The 19584-nt window shown below is 66.0% G+C and carries 20 protein-coding genes, 1 tRNA gene and 1 pseudogene; 16 read left to right on the top strand and 6 right to left on the bottom strand.

The window, feature by feature from the left end:
- Nucleotides 1-48 precede the first annotated feature (48 nt).
- Genes L1088_RS10580 through carA form a run of 6 tightly spaced genes read left to right on the top strand, consistent with a single transcriptional unit; the run spans nucleotide 49 to nucleotide 4800 of the window.
- Nucleotides 49-1257, top strand: coding sequence for an argininosuccinate synthase (locus L1088_RS10580; protein ID WP_234555005.1), 1209 nt, complete (start codon nucleotides 49-51; stop codon nucleotides 1255-1257).
- Nucleotides 1247-2635, top strand: a complete 1389-nt coding sequence (gene argH, locus L1088_RS10575) for an argininosuccinate lyase (protein ID WP_234555004.1) — start codon at nucleotides 1247-1249, stop codon at nucleotides 2633-2635. The genes L1088_RS10580 and argH overlap by 11 nt, the downstream gene beginning before the upstream one ends.
- 1 nt (nucleotide 2636) lies before the next feature.
- On the top strand, nucleotides 2637-3170 hold the full coding sequence (locus L1088_RS10570) for an N-acetyltransferase (RefSeq protein ID WP_234555025.1): 534 nt from the start codon (nucleotides 2637-2639) through the stop codon (nucleotides 3168-3170).
- A 1-nt stretch (nucleotide 3171) separates the two neighbouring features.
- The gene (locus tag L1088_RS10565) at nucleotides 3172-3435 is read left to right on the top strand and encodes a type II toxin-antitoxin system HicB family antitoxin (RefSeq protein WP_326490769.1); all 264 of its coding nucleotides are present in this window, start codon (nucleotides 3172-3174) and stop codon (nucleotides 3433-3435) included.
- Nucleotides 3419-3637, top strand: coding sequence for a type II toxin-antitoxin system HicA family toxin (locus L1088_RS10560; protein WP_135257479.1), 219 nt, complete (start codon nucleotides 3419-3421; stop codon nucleotides 3635-3637). Before L1088_RS10565 ends, L1088_RS10560 begins: the two co-directional genes overlap by 17 nt.
- Nucleotides 3625-4800 (top strand): glutamine-hydrolyzing carbamoyl-phosphate synthase small subunit, encoded by a 1176-nt coding sequence (gene carA, locus L1088_RS10555; protein WP_234555002.1) that lies wholly within the window; start codon nucleotides 3625-3627, stop codon nucleotides 4798-4800. The genes L1088_RS10560 and carA overlap by 13 nt, the downstream gene beginning before the upstream one ends.
- 90 nt (nucleotides 4801-4890) lie before the next feature.
- On the opposite strand, the gene L1088_RS10550 is transcribed toward carA, so the two are convergent.
- Both L1088_RS10550 and L1088_RS10545 read right to left on the bottom strand, forming a co-directional pair.
- Nucleotides 4891-6522: a formate--tetrahydrofolate ligase gene (locus L1088_RS10550; RefSeq protein ID WP_234555001.1), complete on the bottom strand. Its 1632-nt coding sequence runs from the start codon at nucleotides 6520-6522 to the stop codon at nucleotides 4891-4893.
- A 22-nt stretch (nucleotides 6523-6544) separates the two neighbouring features.
- Nucleotides 6545-7477: a threonine/serine dehydratase family protein gene (locus L1088_RS10545; RefSeq protein ID WP_234555000.1), complete on the bottom strand. Its 933-nt coding sequence runs from the start codon at nucleotides 7475-7477 to the stop codon at nucleotides 6545-6547.
- Nucleotides 7478-7542: 65 nt separating this feature from the next.
- On the opposite strand from L1088_RS10545, the gene secG reads away from it, so the two are divergent.
- Nucleotides 7543-7770: a preprotein translocase subunit SecG gene (gene secG / locus L1088_RS10540; protein ID WP_135257483.1), complete on the top strand. Its 228-nt coding sequence runs from the start codon at nucleotides 7543-7545 to the stop codon at nucleotides 7768-7770.
- A 36-nt stretch (nucleotides 7771-7806) separates the two neighbouring features.
- Nucleotides 7807-7882, top strand: a tRNA-Ala gene (locus L1088_RS10535).
- Nucleotides 7883-7918: 36 nt separating this feature from the next.
- Here L1088_RS10535 and L1088_RS10530 read toward each other — a convergent pair.
- Together L1088_RS10530 and L1088_RS10525 are read right to left on the bottom strand one after the other, a co-directional pair.
- Nucleotides 7919-9025, bottom strand: coding sequence for an LptF/LptG family permease (locus L1088_RS10530; RefSeq protein ID WP_234554999.1), 1107 nt, complete (start codon nucleotides 9023-9025; stop codon nucleotides 7919-7921).
- Nucleotides 9022-9657 (bottom strand): hypothetical protein, encoded by a 636-nt coding sequence (locus tag L1088_RS10525; RefSeq protein ID WP_234554998.1) that lies wholly within the window; start codon nucleotides 9655-9657, stop codon nucleotides 9022-9024. Before L1088_RS10525 ends, L1088_RS10530 begins: the two co-directional genes overlap by 4 nt.
- Nucleotides 9658-9722: 65 nt before the next feature.
- Here L1088_RS10525 and L1088_RS10520 point away from each other — a divergent pair, with 65 nt between their 5' ends.
- Together L1088_RS10520 and L1088_RS10515 are read left to right on the top strand one after the other, a co-directional pair.
- Complete coding sequence (locus L1088_RS10520; protein ID WP_234554996.1) at nucleotides 9723-11168, top strand: O-antigen ligase family protein; 1446 nt, start codon at nucleotides 9723-9725, stop codon at nucleotides 11166-11168.
- On the top strand, nucleotides 11165-11578 hold the full coding sequence (locus L1088_RS10515) for a hypothetical protein (protein ID WP_234554994.1): 414 nt from the start codon (nucleotides 11165-11167) through the stop codon (nucleotides 11576-11578). The genes L1088_RS10520 and L1088_RS10515 overlap by 4 nt, the downstream gene beginning before the upstream one ends.
- On the opposite strand, the gene L1088_RS10510 is transcribed toward L1088_RS10515, so the two are convergent.
- Nucleotides 11575-12156: a hypothetical protein gene (locus L1088_RS10510; RefSeq protein ID WP_234554992.1), complete on the bottom strand. Its 582-nt coding sequence runs from the start codon at nucleotides 12154-12156 to the stop codon at nucleotides 11575-11577. The two genes, L1088_RS10515 and L1088_RS10510, sit on opposite strands and share 4 nt — an antisense overlap.
- Nucleotides 12157-12170: 14 nt before the next feature.
- Nucleotides 12171-13796, bottom strand: a complete 1626-nt coding sequence (locus tag L1088_RS10505) for a hypothetical protein (RefSeq protein ID WP_234554990.1) — start codon at nucleotides 13794-13796, stop codon at nucleotides 12171-12173.
- A 49-nt stretch (nucleotides 13797-13845) separates the two neighbouring features.
- Between L1088_RS10505 and L1088_RS10500 the strand changes: the two genes are divergently transcribed.
- From L1088_RS10500 to L1088_RS10475, 6 genes and pseudogenes are all read left to right on the top strand, one after another.
- Nucleotides 13846-15174 (top strand): nucleotide sugar dehydrogenase, encoded by a 1329-nt coding sequence (locus L1088_RS10500; protein WP_234554987.1) that lies wholly within the window; start codon nucleotides 13846-13848, stop codon nucleotides 15172-15174.
- On the top strand, nucleotides 15171-16088 hold the full coding sequence (locus tag L1088_RS10495; protein ID WP_234554985.1) for a Gfo/Idh/MocA family protein: 918 nt from the start codon (nucleotides 15171-15173) through the stop codon (nucleotides 16086-16088). Before L1088_RS10500 ends, L1088_RS10495 begins: the two co-directional genes overlap by 4 nt.
- A 2-nt stretch (nucleotides 16089-16090) precedes the next feature.
- A complete protein-coding gene (locus L1088_RS10490) occupies nucleotides 16091-16678 on the top strand; it encodes an acyltransferase (RefSeq protein ID WP_234554983.1) in 588 nt (195 codons plus the stop codon).
- A complete protein-coding gene (locus L1088_RS10485; protein WP_438948067.1) occupies nucleotides 16675-17772 on the top strand; it encodes a DegT/DnrJ/EryC1/StrS family aminotransferase in 1098 nt (365 codons plus the stop codon). The genes L1088_RS10490 and L1088_RS10485 overlap by 4 nt, the downstream gene beginning before the upstream one ends.
- A complete protein-coding gene (locus L1088_RS10480) occupies nucleotides 17769-19040 on the top strand; it encodes a lipopolysaccharide biosynthesis protein (RefSeq protein ID WP_234554982.1) in 1272 nt (423 codons plus the stop codon). Before L1088_RS10485 ends, L1088_RS10480 begins: the two co-directional genes overlap by 4 nt.
- A 44-nt stretch (nucleotides 19041-19084) precedes the next feature.
- Nucleotides 19085-19584, top strand: a pseudogene (locus L1088_RS10475) (DUF4277 domain-containing protein); the annotation flags it as partial.

The raw sequence follows: 19584 nt of genomic DNA, 5'->3' as shown, positions 1-19584 counted from the left end.
GGGGTGTATACTTATGCATGCCCCTTCGGGGGTAGACTAGAGGTCGGCATGAAGATCGTCCTGGCATACTCCGGCGGGCTGGACACCAGCATCATCCTCAAGTGGCTCAAGGAAACCTACGGGGCCGAGGTCATTGCCTTCACCGCGGACATCGGCCAGGGGGAGGAGGTGGAGGAGGCCCGGGAAAAGGCCCTCAGGACCGGGGCCTCCAAAGCCATCGCCCTGGACCTGAGGGAGGAGTTCGTGCGGGACTTCGTCTTCCCCATGTTCCGCGCGGGAGCGGTGTACGAGGGCTACTACCTCCTGGGCACCGCCATCGCCCGGCCCCTCATCGCCAAGTACCTGGTGAAGATCGCGGAGGAGGAGGGAGCCGAGGCCATCTCCCACGGGGCCACGGGCAAGGGCAACGACCAGGTGCGCTTTGAGCTCACTGCCTATGCCCTGAAGCCGGACATCCGGGTCATCGCCCCCTGGCGGGAGTGGCAGTTCCAGGGGCGGCAGGAGATGATCGCCTATGCGGAGGCCCACGGCATCCCCGTGCCCGTGACCCAGGAGAAGCCCTATTCCATGGACGCCAACCTCCTGCATATTTCCTACGAAGGGGGTGTGCTGGAAGACCCCTGGGCCGAGCCCCCCAAGGGGATGTTCCGCATGACGGTAGACCCCGAGGAGGCCCCCGAGGCCCCCGAGTACGTGGAGGTGGAGTTTTTCCGGGGGGACCCGGTGGCGGTGAACGGGGAAGAGCTTTCCCCGGCGGCCCTTCTGCAGCGGCTCAACGAGATCGGGGGGCGGCACGGGGTGGGCCGGGTGGACCTGGTGGAGAACCGCTTCGTGGGCATGAAGTCCCGGGGGGTCTACGAAACCCCGGGGGGGACCCTCCTCTACCACGCCCGGCGGGCGGTGGAAAGCCTCACCCTGGACCGGGAGGTGCTCCACCAGCGGGACCAGCTCGCCCCCAAGTACGCAGAGCTCGTCTACTACGGCTTCTGGTATGCCCCCGAGCGGGAGGCCCTCCAGGCCTACTTTGACCACGTGGCCCAGGCGGTCACCGGGGTGGCAAGGCTCAAGCTCTACAAGGGGAACGTCTACGTGGTGGGGCGCAAAGCGCCCAAGAGCCTCTACCAGAAGGACCTGGTCTCCTTTGACGAGCTGGGTGGCTACGACCAGAAGGACGCCGAGGGCTTCATCCGGATCAACGCTCTGCGCCTCAGGGTGCGGGCCATGGCGGAGAAGGGGAAGGGGGAGCATGGCGCATAGGACCTGGGGGGGCCGCTTTGCCGAGGGGCCGGATGCGCTGGCGGCCCGCTTCAACGCCTCCTTGCCCTTCGACCGGGCCCTCTGGCGGGAGGACCTCTGGCAGAACCGGGTCCACGCCCGCATGCTCAAGGAGGTGGGCCTCCTCAGCGAGGAGGAGCTAAGGGCTATCCTTCAAGGCCTGGACCAGATCGAGCAGGAGATCCAGGCGGGCACCTTCCCCTGGCGGGAGGAGCTGGAGGACGTGCACATGAACCTGGAGGCCCGCCTCATGGAGCTCGTCGGCCCCCCTGGGGGCAAGCTCCACACCGCCCGTAGCCGCAACGACCAGGTGGCCACCGACCTGAGGCTTTTCCTCCGGGGCGCCCTGGATGAGCTCTTGGCCCTGCTTTTGGACCTGCGCCGGGTGCTGGTACAGGAGGCGGAAAAGCACCTGGAGCCCCTTTACGTCCTCCCCGGCTACACCCACCTGCAACGGGCCCAGCCCATCCTCCTTGCCCACTGGTTCCTGGCCTACCACGAGATGCTTTCCCGGGATGCGGGAAGGCTAAAGGACGCCCGGGAGCGCCTGAACGAAAGCCCCTTGGGGGCGGCGGCCCTGGCGGGGACGGGCTTTCCCATCGACCGCCACTACACCGCCAAGGAGCTTGGCTTCGCTAGGCCCATGCGCAACTCCCTGGACGCGGTAGGAAGCCGGGACTTCGCCCTCGAGGTCCTCTCCGCCCTCAACATCGGCATGCTCCACCTTTCCCGCCTGGCGGAGGAGCTTGTCCTTTACAGCACCGAGGAGTTCGCCTTCGTGGAGGTGCCGGACGCCTTTGCCACGGGAAGCTCCATCATGCCCCAGAAGAAGAACCCGGACATCCTGGAGCTCATCCGGGCCAAGGCGGGGCGGGTCCTGGGGGCCTTGGTGGCGCTCTCGGCGGTGGTGAAGGGCCTGCCCCTGGCTTACAACAAGGACCTGCAGGAGGACAAGGAGCCCCTTTTGGACGCCCTGGCCACCTACCGGGATAGCCTCAAGCTCCTCGCCGCCCTCCTCCCCGGCCTCAGGTGGCGGCGGGAGCGGATGTGGCAGGCGGCGGAGGGGGGGTATGCGTTGGCCACGGAGCTCGCCGACTACCTGGCGGAAAAGGGCCTGCCCTTCCGGGAGGCTCACCACGTGGTGGGCCGCCTGGTGCGCAGGCTCGCGGAGGAGGGAAGGCCCCTCAAGGACCTGACCCTGGAGGAGCTCAAGGCCCACCACCCCCTCTTCGCCGAAGACGCCCTGCCCCTCCTCCGCCTGGAGACCGCCATCCACCGCCGCAGGTCCTACGGGGGCACGGCCCCTGAGGCGGTGCGGGAAAGGCTTCTGGAGGCCAAGAAGGAGGTGGGCCTTGACTGAGGTGAAAGGACTCGAGCTCTCCACGGTGGCCCTGCCCGAGGTGCGCCCCAACGCGGGGGTGGAGCTCAGGAAGGCCAGGCTTTCCGATGTGGAGGCCATCTACTGGCTCATCCGCTACTGGGCGGAGAAGGGGCTGATGCTGGTGCGGAGCCACAGCCACCTCTACGAGAACATCCGCGACTTCCAGGTCCTGGAGGACGAGGACGGGCAGATCGTGGGCACCGTGGCCCTGCACGTCCTCTGGCGCGACCTGGCGGAGATTAGGGGCCTGGCGGTGCACCCCCAGAGGCAGGGCCAGGGCCTGGGGCGCTGGCTGGTCTTGGGAGCGGAGCGGGAGGCCCGGGACCTGGGGCTCCCCCGGGTCTTCGCCTGGACGCTTCAGGTGAACTTCTTCCGCTCCCTGGGCTACCAGGTGACCACCCGGGAGGCCTTGCCCCCCAAGGTGTGGAGCGAGTGCAACGCCTGCCCCTTCTACGAGAACTGCCGGGAGATCGCCGTCATCAAGGGGCTTTCCCCAGGGGCCTTTGGAAGCTAAGATGAGTGGGATGGGCACGCTGACCCGCTACCTGGCGGAGGCCATGGCCCGGGCCCGCTATGAGCTCATTGAGGACGAGGAGCCCTACTATGGGGAGGTCCCGGGTCTCTCAGGGGTCTGGGCCACGGGGAAGACCCTGCGGGAGTGCGAGGCCAACCTCCAGGCGGCCCTCGAGGACTGGCTCCTCTTCCTCCTCTCCCGGGGCGAGGCCCCGCCCCCCTTGGGGGAGGTGCGCATTGAGCTTCCCCATGGCGAAGCGGCTTAGGCCCCTTTCCCGTAGGGAGCTCATCGCCCGGCTTCGGGCCTTAGGGTTCGCGGGGCCCTTTGCCGGAGGCAGGCACGAGTTCATGGTGCGCGGGGAGGTGCGGTTGGTCCTTCCCAACCCCCACCGGGGCGAGATCGGGGTGGATCTCCTGAAGCGCCTCCTAAGGCAGGCGGGCATCAAGGAGGAGGAATGGCCGGAGTGAGGGAGCGCGCGGTTTTGGTCCTGGAGGACGGCACCGTCTACCACGGCTACGCCTTCGGGGCCCGGGGGAAGACGGTGGGGGAGGTGGTCTTCAACACCGCCCAGACCGGCTACCAAGAGATCATGACCGACCCCAGTTACCACGGGCAGATCGTGGTCATGACCTACCCCCACCAGGGCAACTACGGGGTGAACGTCTACGACATGCAGTCCAACCGCCCCTGGGTGAAGGGGTTCGTGGCCAAGGAGTTCAGCCGCATCGCCTCCAACCCCAGGGCCCAGCAGACCCTAGGGGAGTTCATGGAGTTCTACGGGGTGGTGGGCCTCGAGGGCATCGACACCCGGGCCCTGGTGCGCAAGATCCGCGAGGGGGGGGTGCTGAAGGGCGCCATCGCCCACGCCTCCCTCTACGGGGAGCCGGACCACGCCTTCACCCCCGAGGAGCTAGAGGCCCTGCGCCAGGAGGCCAAGGCCTGGACGGACATCGACGGCCGGGACATGACCCCCGAGGTCTCCACCCCTCTGCCCTACGCCTGGCCCACCCTAAAGTCGGGGCGGCGCATCGTGGTCATGGACTTCGGCATCAAGCACGCCATCGTGGAGAACCTGGCCCAGCAGGGGTTTGAGATCCTCGTGGTCCCGGGCAAGACCCCCGCCAGCCAGATCATGGCCCTGGAGCCCCACGGCCTTTTCATCAGCAACGGCCCCGGCGATCCCTCCATGCCCCGCTACGCCCACGAGACCATCTGGAAGCTCATGGGGCTTTTGCCCACCTTCGGCATCTGCCTGGGCCACCAGCTTTTGGCCCTGGCGGCGGGCGGGCGCACCTACAAGATGAAGTTCGGCCACCGGGGGGCCAACCACCCGGTGAAGAACCTCCTCACGGGGAAGATCGAGATCACCAGCCAGAACCACGGCTACGCGGTGGACATCGACTCCCTGAAGGAGTTCCGGCCCACCCACATCAACCTCAACGACGGCACCCTCGAGGGCATGGCCCATGCCCGCTACCCCGTCTTCTCCGTGCAGTACCACCCCGAGGCCGCCCCCGGCCCCCACGACGCCCTCTACCTCTTCCGCCGCTTCCTGGAGGAGGTGGAGGCCTTCCACGGGGTCACGGGGCTGCCCGTGGAGAAGCAAAGGGCAGACGGGCACGGGATCTAGACGCCCTCCGCGGCGCAAGCCACGGCGGCGGCCCTGAAGCCCTGGGTTGGCCGGGGCCCCCACCTTGGCGCAAGCCAAGGTGGGGTGGCCTCAGTAGTCCATTCCCCGGATGTTTCCCTCCTCGTCCACGTCGATGGAGAGGGCCTGGGGCACCTTGGGGAGGCCGGGCAGGGTTTCGATCCCGCCCATGTAGACCACCACGAACCCCGCCCCGAGGCGGCACTTGAGGTCCGTGACCCGGACCCTAAAGCCCTGGGGCCTTCCCCGGAGCTTGGGGTTGTCGGAGAGGGAGGTGGCCGCCTTGGCCATGACCACCGGCAGGGCCCCGCACCCTTCCTTTTGGGCGGCTTTCAGGGCCTTCTTAGCCTCCTCGCTCCACTCCACCCCCTCCGCCCCGTAGACCTTCTGGGCGATGGTGGCCACTTTCTCCTCCAGGGGGGCCTCGAGGGGGTAAAGGGGGCGGTAGGCGTGGGGAAGCTCCAGGGCGTGGAGCACCTGTTCCGCCAGCTCCAGGCCCCCTTCCCCGCCCCTGGCGTAGACCTCGCTCAGGGCGAAGGGGAGGCCCCGTTCCTCGGCGAAGGCCCGCAGGAGGGCGATCTCCTCGGGGGCGTCCGTGGGGAAGCGGTTGAGGGCGATCACGGGTTTAAAGCCGAAAAGCTCCACGTTCTCCACATGCTTTTCCAGGTTGGCCAGGCCCCGCTTCAGGGCCTCGAGGTCCGGCATCTCGTAGGCGTCCTGGCCCCCGTGGTAGCGGAGGGCCCGCACCGTGGCCACCAGCACCACCGCCTCCGGCACCAGGCCCCCTGTGCGGGCCACCACGTTCATGAACTTCTCCAGGCCGAGATCCGTGGCGAACCCCGCCTCCTGCACCACGTAGTCCGCGAGGCCTAAGGCGAAGAGGCTGGCCCTCAGGGAGTTGGTGCCGTGGGCGATGTTGCCAAAAGGCCCCATGTGGACGAAGGCGGGGTTGCCCTCCGCCGTCTGCACCAGGTTGGGGAGGAAGGCCTGCCTGAGGAGGGCGGCCATGGCGCCCACCGCCCCCAGGTCCTCGGCGTAGATGGGCTTGCCCTCGTAGGTGAAGCCCACGCGGATCTTGCCCAGGCGGCGCTTCAAGTCCTTGAAGTCCCGGGAGAGGGCCATGAGGGCCATGACCTCGCTGGCCACGGTGAGCTCAAAGCTTCCCTCCCGCGGCACCCCGTGGGCCTTCCCCCCCAGGCCCAGGACGATGTGCCTTAGGGCCCGGTCGTTCATGTCGATGGCCCGCTTGAGCTCGATGCGCCGGGGGTCGATTCCCAGGGTGTTCCCCTGGTAGAGGTGGTTGTCCAAAAGGGCGTTCAGGAGGTTCACCGCGCTGGTCACCGCGTGGAAGTCCCCGGTGAAGTGGAGGTTGATCTCGTGCCGGGGCTCCACCCGCGCCCTGCCGCCCCCCGTGGCCCCGCCCTTCACCCCGAAGACGGGGCCCAAGGAGGGTTCCCTTAGGGCCAAGGCCGCCTTCTTCCCCAGGCGCCAGAGGGCGTCCACTAGCCCGATGGCCGTGGTGGTTTTGCCCTCCCCCGCCGGGGTGGGGGTGATGGCCGTGACCAGGATGAGCCGGCCCTTGGCCTTAGGGGGCTCCCCCAGCACCTTGGCCATGTGGGGGCCGTAGGGGTAGAGCCGGTCCTTGCCCAATCCCAGCTTGGCCGCCACTTCCTCGATGGGTAGAAGCGCTTCCTTGACGATCACGCGGTAAGCTTACCCCGTCTCCCTAGGGAGAGAAGTCCCGGTTGCCACCGGAGAGGAGGAGGGCGAGGGTTTGGGGGAGCTTTTCCCCGTGCGCCAGCACCGCCGCCAGGGGCAGGGCCCCGGTGGGCTCCACCACCTGCTTGGTGCGGGTGAAGAGGAGGCGCTCGGCCTCGAGGATGGCCTCCTCGCTCACCGGGAGGATGGCGTCCACCCGCCTCTGGAGGATGGGGAAGGTGTGCCGTCCCAAGGCCAGGGTCCGCACCCCGTCCGCCCGGGTCCTGGGGGCTTCTTGAAGGCGCACGATCTCGCCCCGCTCCAGGCTCCTTCTGGCGTCGTCCGCCCCTTCGGGCTCCACCCCCAGGACCAGGGTGGTGGGGGCAAGGGCCTTCACCGCGGTGGCCACCCCAGCGATGAGCCCGCCCCCGCCCACGGGGACCAAGACCGCCTCGGGGAAGACCCCCAGCCCCGCGGCCTGGGCCATGAGCTCCAGCCCCGCCGTCCCCTGCCCGGCCATGACCAGAGGGTCGTCGAAGGGGTGGAGGAAGGCGTAGCCGGTTTCCTCCTGGAGGGCCCTAGCCACCTCCTCCCGGTTTTCCACCCGCACCCCCTGGTCCACCACCTCGGCCCCGTAGGCCCGGGTGGCCTGCTTCTTGAAGGGGCTCGCGTCCTCGGGCATGACGATGAGGGCCTTCACCCCCAGGACCTGGGCGGCGTAGGCCACCCCTTGGGCGTGGTTGCCGCTAGAGACGGCCAGGAGGCCTTTGGGGTTCTCCAGGGTGAGGGCCTTGGCCAGCGCCCCCCGGGCCTTGAAGCTCCCGGTCTTTTGCAGGTGCTCGGCCTTGAGGAAAAGGCGTTTGCCCAGGAGCTCATCCAGGAGCCTCGAGGTGAGGAGGGGTGTGCGGTGGATGTAGGGGCGGATGCGCCGGAGGGCGGCGTAGATGTCGGCCAGTTCCATGGCCCCATCTTGCCTCACCGCACGGGGTGGACACCCCACCCTCCCCGCGCTAAAGTGGTAGGGGTATGGACTTTCTTTACACCTTGGTCATCCTTCTCTACCTGGGCGTGGCGGGGCTTTTGGTCTACCTGGTCCTGGTGCAGGAGCCCAAGCAGGGGGCGGGGGACCTCATGGGGGCTTCCGCGGACCTCTTCTCCGCCCGCGGGGTTACGGGCGGCCTCTACCGCCTGACCATCCTCCTGGGGGTCATCTTCGTGGCCTTGGCTCTCCTCATCGGCCTCTGGCCCCGTTGACAAAAGCCTTCCCCCTCGGTACCATAGGCGTTGCCTGGGGCCGTGGCGCAGTTGGGAGCGCGCCTCAATGGCATTGAGGAGGTCAGGGGTTCGAATCCCCTCGGCTCCACCAGAAAAACCCCCTGGGGAAGCCCAGGGGGTCAGGCTTTTAACGGAGGGCCCGCAGGCCCAGGAGGAGGAAAAGGAGGTTCGCCCCCCAGGCCCCCACCTCCGGGGGCAAAGCCCCAATCCCCGCCAGGGAGCGGCCCAGGAAGAAAGCCCCGTAGTAACCCAGGGCCAGGACCACGCTGAGGCCCAGGGCGAGCCCCGTGCTCCGGCCGTACCTGAGGGCCATGGCCGCCGCCAGGAGGACCAGGACCAGGTTGGCCAGGGGCAGGGCCAGCTTGGAGTGGAACTCCAGCCGGGCCCGCCACTTCTCCAGGGGGGCCAGGAAGGGGTCGCGGATCTTGGCCCAAGCCTGGGAAAGGCTGTCCTGGCCGAAGCTGAAGGTGTCGGCGTAGTCAGCGATGGCCCGGGCCCGGGAGAGGTCCGACTCCACCTCCAAGACCTCCCCCTGGCTCACCACCCGGAACACCTTCCGGGTCTGGGCCAAAAGGTCCTGGGCGGTTTCCAGCCCCGGCACCTCCTGGAAGTCCACCCGGTAGAGGCGGTAGCCCTTCAGGGTGATCACCTTGTCCTCCCAGCTCCCCCTTTCAGCGAAGAGAAAGGTACCCTCCTCCCCCCGGAAGGAGGCGATGCGCACCCCTACCATCTCCTTGCGCTCCATGTCGAAGTCCTCAAAGTAGAGGCTTCGGCCCTGGCCGATGGGGATCTGCAGGCCCTTCAGGCGGAAAAGGCCCGCCCCCTGGGTGTGAATCTCGTCCCACCAGGCGGTGCGCACCCTTTCGTTGTAGTGGGGGACGAGCTTTTCCTGGAGGTAAAGGGCTAGGCCGCTTAGGAGGAGCCCCACCCAAAGGAGAGGTAGCGCCGCCCGCCACAGGGGGATTCCCCCGGAGAGGAGGGCGAACTGGGCCCCTTCCGCAGAGAGCCTCCCGAAGACCAGCACGGTGGTGGTGACCAGGGCGATGGGGAAGACCTGCACCAAAACCCCGGGCACGTGGTAGGCGAGCCAGCGGGCCACCTTGGGGAGGGGCACCCCTTCCAGCCACCGGGCCCCGGCGTAGAAGAAGCCGAAGAGGAAGACGGCGGTGAGGAAGAGGAGGGCGAGGAGGAGGACGGGGAGGCTCTCCCTGAGGAGGTGGCGGTAGAGGGTCATGGGAGGCGGCCCGCGTACTGCCCCAGGCGGGCGGCGCTATCGGGGATGCGGGTGCTGGCCTGGACCTTACCGCCTTGGAAGCGCAGGTAAAGGCGGGCGCTTGGCCCCTGGCCCCTGAGGGTGGCCCGGCCCTCCTGGTAGGTGAAGCTTCCCAGGGCCAGGGCTTCCCTGGCCTTTAGGTCCACCACCAGGGTCTCCGCCTGGAGTCTGGGGCTATCCGCCTGCACCCTGCCCTTCAGGACCACGATCTCCTCGGCGAAGAGGGCCAGGGCCCTTTCCGCCTTCAGGCCCTTGAAGTCGGGGTTGCTGAAGGTGAGGCCGGTGAAGCGGGCCTCCTGCTTGGGGATGTCGTGGTCCAGGGTCTGGGCCAGGAAGGTTTCCCGCTGGGAGAGGAGCTCCACCCCCCGGGCCCGCACGAAGCTACCCTCCTTGTACTCGATGTAGCTCCCCTTAAGGCGCAGGCCGTTTTCGTTGTCGGTGAGGATGCCCCCTTGGGGCAGGGTGGTGATGCCGGTGTCCAGGTTGACCCGCTGGGGGCCAAAGGGCTCCACGCTGAAGGCGGCAAAGCGGGCCCCCAGGGCCAGGGCCAGGATCAGGGGGGCCACGGGCAAGAGGCGGCCAAGCCGGTTCATGCTTAGCACTTTACACTAGGGTTCTGAGGAGTGCCTTAGGGCTCCCTTGGCGTATATTGTCCCACGTGCGCTTCCTGCCCTTGGCCCTGGCCTTAGCCCCCCTCTTTCCTCCCCTGGCCCTCCTGGCCCCCTTGTTCCTGGGCTACCTGCGGCGGCTTGCCCCTTGGGCGCTGGGCCTTTTGGCCTTTTATGCCTTTTCCCTCCTCCTTCCTGCCCTGTTGGCCCCCGAGCCCCTGGCCTTCCCCTTGGCCCTGGGCCGGGTCCTTTATGTCCTGGGGCTGGTGGGGGCGGGGGTGGCCCTTTCCCGCCAGGCCCCGGAGCCCGCCCGGGCCCTCGCGCCTTTGGGCTACGGGCTTTTCCTCCTCTACGGGAGCGCCCTTTTGGCCTCCTACCTGGTTTTTGGGGACAAGGTGGCCGAGATAAGGCTGATGCACCCCTTCCACAGCCCCGTGGGCCTGGGGTTCTTGGGGGCCTTGGGGGTGCTCCTTGCGGTTTACGTCCGCTACCCCTGGCCCTTCCGCCTCCTCCTGGGCCTCTTGGGGGGGGCGGTCCTCCTCCTCACCGCCAGCCGCGGGGGGATGCTGGCCCTCCTTTTAGGAAGTGCGGGGGGGCTTCTTTTCCGGGGGCGGGGGCTTTGGGCTTTGGGGCTGGCGGGCTTCCTCCTCTTCGCCGCCCTTTCCCTGGATACCCCCATCTCCCAGCGCTTCTTCCAGGCCCACCTCTCGGGGCGGGAGGGGCTTTGGCTTCGGGCCTACGAGGTCTTCCAGGCCCACCCTTGGACGGGGGTGGGGCCTTATGTGCTGGGGGATTACCTGAAGGGGACGCTTTTCGGGGACTGCTTCCTCTTTCCCCTCCTCGAGGCCAAAGGCCTCGCCTGCCCGGACGGGCTCAGGCCCCTTGGGGGCCTTTGGACCTTCGCCCACAACCACCTCCTCCAGGCCCTGGGGGAAAGCGGGCTTTTGGGGGCCGCGGGTCTCCTCCTCCTGGCAGGGGGGTTTTTGGCGGGGGCCTGGGGGGAGGGGCTCCTCTTCTCCCTCCTCCTGGCCTTTGCCGCCATGGGGATGACCGACAACCCCTTCAGCGTCCCCAGCCCTTTCCGGGGGGAGATCTTCTTCTTGGTGGGGGGGATGGCCCTGGCCCGGGGGGGGCGCCTTCCCGCCGCCTTGGGCTTCGCTGGGGCGGTGGCCCTCCTCTGGGCCCTGCCCTTCCTCTACCTGGCCACCCGGCCCTCCCTGCCCCCTCCTGCCCTCCTCTACGCCGCCATCCCGCCCGGGGAGGGGATGGGCTTCCTGCGCTTTTCGGGGGCTGAGGGGTACCGGGTGCAGGTGTGGCTCTGCAGGGAGCGGTCCTGCCAGCGCCTGGGGTGGGAGTGGCCGGGGGATCGGCGGGTGGCCTTTCCCTTCCCCAAGGATCTCCCTCCGGGAAAGTACCGGCTTCGGGTCCTCTTCTTCAGCCAGCACCGCCTGGCCCAGCGGCCTCTTTACCTTTGGGAAAAGGAGGTGGTGCGGTGAAGCCCTTAGCCCTGGTGGGCGGCGGATTCCACTTCGCCTTGGGGGTGGGCCTTGCCCTGTGGAGCCTTTCCCAAGCCTTTCCCCTAAGGCCTATAGAGGGCGAAGCTTGCGTGCCCGGTCCTCTGCCAGAAAGGGGGGAGCTTTGGTCCAACGGGGTGTTGGAGATTCCCCTTTGCCGCGAGGCGCAGGTGGGGTTTCTCCTCGAGGGCACCCTGGCCCAAGGGAAGGGGCCCCACGCCCTGGTGGTGGAAGGAGGCCGGGTGCTCTGGCAGGGGGAGGTGCGGGGGGTAGAGGAGGTCTGGGTGAGGGCCACGGGGAAGGGAACCCTGGCTTTGGCCTTCACCAACGACTTTTACCAGCCCCCCGAGGACCGGAACCTCTTCCTGCGGGCCTTGCGGGTGGAGCCTTAGCGGAAAAGGGTCAGCAGGGCTAAAACCACCCCGATGGCGGTGAAGACCAGGATGGCCTTGTTGAAGGCGGTGTTGATCTCCGTTCGGACTTCCATCCGGATGGCTTCCGCCTTTGCCGCCACCTGTGCGATCTGGGCTTGTAAGTTCTCCTCGGTTTTGGCGATGCGGGTTTCCAGGTCGGTGCGGACCTGGGCGATTTGGGCCTCCAGCCTCTCTTCGGTTTTGGCGATGCGGGTTTCCAGCTCGGCGCGGGTTTGCCCGATATGGGTTTCCAGCTCTCCCTTGATCCTCTCAAGGCGAGCCCCCAGCTCGTCCCTAGCCTGTTGGAGCTGGTTCTCCAAGTAAGCGTGCGCTTGCTGGATTAAGTCTAGCTTGTTTTCTGCGCGGGCCAGGCGCTCTTCCAGGAAGCCGATCCGGTTTTCCAGGTGGGCGCGGGTTTCCCTTAGCTCGGCCTTTACCTCTTCCCGTAGGGTGTCGATGCGCCGGGAGAGGTCCTGGACCAGGGGCGGGAGGACCTGGACCGTGGTCTCCACGATTCCCTCGAGCTTTTCCAGGCGCTCCAGGAGCCGGCCTTCCATCCTTAACCCCCAGTTTAGCGTAAGGACAGGCCAAAGGTCAGGCTCTGCCCCGTGGCCTCGCCGTACTGTCCCCGGAGGACGTTCTGCCAGCGGAGCTCATAGGCGAAGCAGCCGTCGTAGAGGCGGAAGGTAAGGCCCAGGCGGGTGAGGCCCTCCCCGTTTAGGCCCACCTCGGGGGCAAGCCACAGGGCCTGGCAGCAGGCCCGGTCCGGGAGGGGCATGGCGTAGGCGAGGCGCACCTCCTCGAGGCTCCCCCGCACGTAGGCCAGGCGGAAACTCCCCCAGGCCTCGTCCCGGTAGCCCCCCTCCAGGCGGTCCAGGCGGTTCCCCAAGGGGTTTTCCAGGGTGTAGCCCAGGCTCCAGGGACCCAAGGCCCCCTCCAGCCGCAGGCGCTGGAACTCGTCCCGGTTCTCGTAGGTGAAGGGGGGCGTGGGGGTCAGGGGCTCCAGCCTGCCCGCGTAGGCCGCCCGCAGGGCGAGGTCCCCTTCCCGGTAGGCCAGCTCCACGCCGCCGCCCACCGCCAGGTAGGGGTCGTACCCGGCGAAGGGGTAGAGGGCCAGGAGGGCCTCGGGCCTCAGGGTGAGGGCCAAGGGGCCCTCCTGGAAGGTGTGGCGGTAGGCCCCTTCCAGGCCCAGGGTGAGCCCCTGGCTCCTGCCCGTTTCCGCGTAGCGCAGGAAGGGCCTGAGGGTGAGGCCCTCCAGGCGGAAGGTGGGGGCGTAGCGGGCCTCGAGGCGGGGGGTGTCGGCATCTGGGGGGCTCGGGCTGTAGCCCAAGAAGAAGTCCTCGGCCCAGGCCCAGACCCCTGGGGCGTAGCCCAGCTGGAGCGCGGCCCCCACCCGGCCCTCGCGAAGGCCCAGGCGCAGGGCCTCTTGCGGGGTGCCGAGCCCCGTGGCCAGGAGGGTGAAGCGCCTCTCCCAGCGGCCGATCTCCTCCCCCGGCTGGGGCAGGGGGAAGTCCTGGAGGCCCACGGTCCAGCCTCCCGTGTCCGAGCTTGCCAGGACCAGGGGGCTTTGCAGGTCGGGCCTGCGGTTGGTGTTGGCGGTGGCCTCTCCCAAGGGGATTTCCAGGCCCCAAAGCCCCAAGGCGGCCTCCCCCCTAAGCTCCCCCGTGGCCACCAGGAAGGTGGCCTCCTCCATGCGCAGGCGCACGTCCTCCCCGCAGGGGCAGGGGGTGGCCAGGAAGCCCTTAAGCCTGGCCTCCTCCCGGGTGAAGGTGGCTTCTGCCGCCCGCACCCGGTAGGCGGGGCTTTCCAGGAGGACGCCCTCCCCCTGGAGGGGGGTTTCCAAGCGGAGCCTCGCCACCTGGGCCCTAAGCCGGCCCCGGCTCAGGCGCACCTCCTCCAGGGCCTTGCCCGAGAGGGCCTCGGCCTCCACCTGCCACCCCTCGGCCACCCCCCTCAGGCCCTCCGCCTGGAAGCTCCCTTCTGCCTCCAGGTAGCGGATGGCGGAGGCTTCCAGGTAGAGCCCCTCCCGTTCCAGGCAGGCTCGGCCCTCAAACACCAGGACCTCCCCGTCGTAGCTCATCTCCTCCCCGCCCAAAAGCCCCTCTTCCGTCTCCAGGGTGTAGGGCCGTTGCCCGCAGGGGCCCGCGAGGGCGAGGCTCACGCCTAAGGCGGTTGCCCAAAGCCACTTCACCTTCACGGGTAGAGTTTAATACCCTGCCCTTAGAGGGAGGTGTATCATGCCCTGGATGGAGAGCGGGATAAAGGCACAGACAAATCTAGACAACCTTAAGGAGAAGATTCGCACCCGGCAGGCGGTGGTGGGGGTGGTGGGCCTAGGGTACGTGGGGCTTCCCTTTGCGGTGGAGAAGGCAAAGGTGGGGTTTCGCGTTATTGGGGTGGACCAGAACCCTGCCCGGGCGGAAAAGGTGAACCGCGGCGAGAACTACATACCGGACGTCCGGGATGAAGAGCTCCGGGACCTGGTGGGAGCAGGCTTGATCCAGGCGGATACGGACTTCCGCCGGGTGCCGGAGATGGATGTCATTGTGATCGCGGTGCCCACCCCGCTTACCCGAAACCTCACCCCGGATCTCCGCTACGTGGTCCGCGTGACGGAGGCCATAGGCGAGCGGCTGCGTCCAGGCCAGCTCATCAGCCTGGAGTCCACCACTTATCCGGGCACCACGGAAGAGGTGATGCTCCCCATCCTCCAGTCCTCCGGCCTCGAGGTGGAGGAGGACTTTTTCCTGGTGCACTCCCCCGAGCGGGTGGACCCAGGGAACAAGCGGTACACCACCAAGAATACTACCAAGGTGGTGGGGGGGGTAGGTCCACGTTCTTTGGACGTGGGCGCTTTTTTCTATGCCCAGACCATCGAGAAGGTGGTCACGGTCTCCAGCGCCAAGGCAGCGGAGCTGGTCAAGGTCTTTGAGAACACCTTCCGGGCGGTGAACATCGCTTTGGTGAACGAGCTGGCCCTTCTTTGCGATCGGATGGGGCTCAACGTTTGGGAAGTTTTGGACGCTGCCTTCACGAAACCCTTCGGCATCATGCCCTTTTACCCCGGTCCTGGCGTGGGTGGGCACTGCATCCCCATAGATCCCCACTACCTGGAGTGGAAGGCCAAGGAGTATAACTTCAACACGCATTTCATCGCCTTGGCAGGGGAAATCAACCGGAAAATGCCGGAGTTTGTGGTGGAGAAAGCCCTCCGGCTTCTGGCCGAGGCGGGAATTCCCGTGAAGGGGGCTAAGGTCCTGCTTCTGGGGGTGGCGTACAAGAAAGACATCGGCGACTATAGGGAAAGCCCGGCCATCAAGGTGATCGAGGGGCTGAAGGGCTTGGGGATGAAGGTCCAATACCACGATCCCTGGGTGCCCCGGTTTGCGGAAGGGGGGGTGAGCATGGAAAGTGTTCCCCTGACCCCGGAGCTTTTGCAAAGCCAAGACCTCGTGCTCATCACCACCGATCATTCGGTTTTCGACTACCCTTGGATACTGGAGCACGCTCCGCGGGTGTTGGACACCCGGGGGGCTACCCGTGGGCTTAAGCATCCCAAGGTGACCCTGTTATGATGCGATTCGCCCTCATCGGTGCCGCTGGCTATATCGCGCCCCGCCACCTGAAGGCCATGAAGGAGGTGGGGGGACAGCTGGTGGCCGCCCTGGACCCCTTTGATGCCGTAGGCGTGCTGGATAGCTTTTTCCCCGAAGCCCGGTTCTTCACCCATCCAGAAGTGTTTGAGGCCTTTCTAGAGGATGACCCTGTGGATTGGGTTTCCGTGGTGAGCCCCAACTACCTCCACGAGGCCCACATCCGGATGGGGTTGCGCCACGGGGCTCATGTCCTGTGCGAGAAGCCTTTGGTGATCGATCCTGCTTCCCTGGATCGCTTGGTGGAGATGGAAAGGCGCACGGGGAAGAGGGTCTTCACCGTGCTCCAGCTGAGGGTGCATCCCTCCTTGTTGGCCCTTAGGGAGCGCCTCCTGGGCGAAGGCGGGAAGAAAGAGGTAGAGCTTACCTACATCACCAGCCGGGGGCCGTGGTACCAGGAGAGCTGGAAGGCGGACGAGAAGAAGAGCGGGGGCGTGGCCACCAACATCGGTATCCACTTCTTTGATCTCCTTAGCTGGTACTTTGGAGGGATGGAAGCCCTCGAGGTCCACCTCCGCACCCCCACCACGGTGGCGGGCTACCTGGAGTTGGAGAGGGCGCGGGTGCGCTGGTTCCTCTCCATCGATCCCTCGGCGCTCCCCCAGGAGGCAAAGGCCCAGGGAAAGCGCACGTACCGCTCCATCCGCATCGAGGGGGAGGAGGTGGAGTTTTCCGAGGGCTTCACGGACCTGCACACCGAGGTTTACCGCAAGACGCTGTCCGGTGAGGGCTTTGGCCTAAACGAGGCCCGGCCGGGTATTGAGCTGGCGGCAAAGGTGCGCACGGCTGAGGTAAGCGTGCCCAGCCCAAGGGCGCGTCATCCTTTCTTGGGGTGAGCATGGAGTACTTCGTGCACGAGAGCGCCTATGTGGACGAGGGGGCCAGCGTGGGCCGGGGAACCCGCATCTGGCACTTCAGCCATATCATGCCCGGCGCGGAAATCGGCGAGGAATGCACCCTCGGCCAGAACGTGTTTGTGGCTAAAGGGGTGAAGGTAGGGCGGGGTTGCAAAATCCAAAACAACGTTTCCCTGTACGAAGGCGTGGTTTTGGAGGACTTTGTGTTCGTAGGCCCAAGCGCCGTGTTTACCAACGTCCGCACGCCGAGGGCCGCCTTCCCGCGCAACCGCAGCGAGGATTACTTGAAGACGTGGGTGAAGCGGGGAGCCACCATTGGGGCCAACGCCACCATCGTTTGCGGCGTCACCATAGGGGAGTGGGCCTTTGTGGCGGCGGGGGCCGTGGTTACCAAGGACGTTCCCCCCTATGCCTTGGTGGCCGGGGTACCGGCCAGGGTGGTGGGCTACGCCTGCGAGTGCGGGGTGCCTCTTAAGTTTGCCTCAGAAGAGGAGGGTGTAGAGGCGGTTTGCCGGGAGTGCGGGCGGCGGTACCGCAAGGAGGGGGAAAGGGTATGGAGGGTGGCGTGAGGGCGCGCATCCCCATCCTGGACCTTACCCCGGAGGTGGAGGCCCTGTGGGACGAGCTTATGGCGGCCATCACCCGGGTGCTCCGTTCAGGGCAGTTCATCTTGGGCCCGGAGGTGGAGGCCTTTGAGCGGGAGGTGGCCGAGTACCTGGGCGTGAAGCACGCCATAGGGCTCAACTCTGGCACCGATGCCCTGGTGATAGGTCTGAGGGCCTTGGGGATAGGCCCGGGGGATGAGGTCATCACCACTCCTTTCACCTTTTTCGCCACCGCAGAGGCCATCAGTTTAGCGGGGGCTACCCCTGTTTTTGTGGATATCGACCCGAGGACGTTTAACATCAATCCCGAGCTGATCCCCCCCGCCATCACTCCCCGGACCAAGGCCATTCTGCCCGTCCACCTCTACGGCAGACCGGCAGAAATGGATGCCCTACTGGCCATAGCAGAGGAGCATGGGCTGAAAGTGTTAGAGGACTGCGCCCAGGCCTTCGGGGCCACCTATCGGGGCAAGAAGGTGGGTACCTGGGGCCATGCCGGGGCGTTTTCCTTCTTCCCCAGCAAGAACCTGGGGGCCTATGGTGACGGGGGGCTTCTGGCCACCAACGACGATGAGGTGGCGGAGCTGGCCCGGATGCTTAGGGCCCACGGCTCGAGGCGCAAGTACTACAACGAGACGGTAGGCTACAACTCCCGCTTAGATGCTCTTCAGGCGGCTATCCTGCGGGTCAAACTGCCCCACGTGGACCGGTGGAATGCCGAGAGGCGGAAGGTGGCAGAGCGCTACAACCAGCTTCTTGCGGGAACTCCTGGGCTTGTCCTTCCCGAGGTGTCCGAGGGACACGTGTTCCACCAGTACACCGTGCGCGTCCTCGAGGGTCAAAGGGATAGGGTAAAGCAAGCCCTGGCGGAAGCAGGCATTGGTACCATGGTCTACTACCCGGTTCCTCTACACCGGCTTCCTGTCTATGGCTACTCTGAAGGTGTTTTCCCGGAGGCTGAGCGGGCTGCTACCGAAGTCCTTTCCCTGCCAATGGGTCCTTTCGTGGGAGTCAAAGAGCAGGAGAGGGTGGCTCAGCACTTGGGTGTCGCGCAATGAAGTTTTTTCTGGCACGCCCTTTGCTCAAGGGTTCTTTTATCCGAGGGGTGTTGGCGATAGCCGGGAGCACAGCCCTGGCGCAAGGGGTTGCGATTATTTCCTCGCCCATATTGACCCGTCTTTATGAGCCCAGCGATCTAGGTGTCTGGGGATTGTTTGTAAGCTATATTGCGGTAGTTTCAGCATTGGGCTCGCTGCGCTACGAGGTTGCGGTCGTTGCGGCCAAAGAGGATCAAGATGCTCGTCAGCTTGCTTCCGGCAGCCTATTTTTGGTTGTCGTAACTTCCTTCCTGGGGGCGCTTGTCTTCGAATGGATGAGGCGGGCGGATATTTTCGGTTTCTCGGCATTCCCGAGCCCAACCGCGGCTCTGGTCTTTTTGACCTTGCTTTTTACCGGCTTTGCCTTGGTGTTTCGCTATTACGCCATGCGTAAGGAAGCATTCTCTTTGATTGGGCGCTTCACGGTTGTGCAAGGATGGGCCAAAGTGGTCTTGCAACTGCTTCTAGCTCCTTTGGGAACGTTGGGACTGCTTCTGGGAGAAACATTTAGTCGCTTGGCGGGCCTTAGGCTTCTTTGGGGAGACCGCTCGTGCTGCAGAATTGGCGTTGATATCCGCACCCTGATTCGCTATTGGAGATACCCCGTATTTCAGCTTTCTTCAAGCATCTTGAATACCCTTGCCTCCTTCGCCTTGGTGCCGGTATTTGTGATGCTGTATGGCTCGGCAGTAGGCGGTGCCTTGGCCCTTGCGCAAAGGGTAGTGGGGCTTCCGGTGACCCTAATCGGGGGTGCGGTGGGAGATGTGTTCTACGGGCGTGCTGCCTCCTTGCTGCGTGAGGACCCCAAGCGGATAGTGGGGTTGTTCCTAGGGGTTTCCTTGAGGCTAGGTGTGTTAGGCTTCTTTCTGGGGGCAGCTGTGTGGTTTCTAGCTCCGAAAGTGACCCCCTGGTTGTTTGGCCCAGGATGGAAGCTTGCCGGCGATATGATGGGTGTCATGGGGCCCTGGATGGCGGCCCAGCTGGCGGTTAGCCCGGTGAGCCGACTGGTGTTTCTTACCTCTCGGGCATGGTTGAAGTTGGTATACGATACCTTCTCCTTATTGGTGGTGACCAGCCCAATATGGCTGTGGAACCTCAGTAGACCCGAGGATGCCTTGAAAAAGGTATCGCTTCTAATGGTTAGCGCTTATATGGTGTATTTCTTCATACTACTTGCGATGGCTATTCGAATGGGATTGCTGAGATTAGAAGATGGAGATGGTTCTTAGACCCCACATTCCGCACTCCTCCCACCCCCTAGTAGGATTTTGGGGTGGCAGAGACTCCCGACCTGCAGGTGTACGACCTCGGCCACCTGGGCTTGGTGGTCGGCATCCTGGACCGCATCGGACCGGTATCCCTCCGGACCTCCTCAACGACGACCGCATGGAGCGGATGCTGGACAGCCTGTATGCGGTGGGGGTGACGGAGCTCTTCCTGGAGGTGGCCAAGGAGGCCCACCGGGCCTTTGCCTTCCCGGTGCGGGCCTTGCACGGGGACAGGGTTCCACGTGCACGGGAGGGGTGATGGGCCTGGTTTGCAGGGACACGGGGGGCATCCCCCTGCTCTTCCCTCCTGAGGACAGGAATGCCACGGACCGCAAGACCCTGGTGGACCTGGTGTCCCGGTACCGGCAAGCCTTGGATCCTGCGGGTGCCGGCCACATTGCCGGAGGCCAAGGCCTTGCTTGGGGAGGAGGTCCTGCAGGGGCTTTTGGCGCGGCGGTTTGCCTGCGAGAGGGATGCCCGGCGGGCTTTGGAGGAGGCGAGCCGG

This window comes from Thermus caliditerrae (assembly GCF_021462525.1).
Lineage (GTDB): Bacteria > Deinococcota > Deinococci > Deinococcales > Thermaceae > Thermus > Thermus caliditerrae.
The sequence above is the reverse complement of the archived record's forward strand: the minus strand, read 5'-3'. Positions and strand labels throughout refer to the sequence as shown.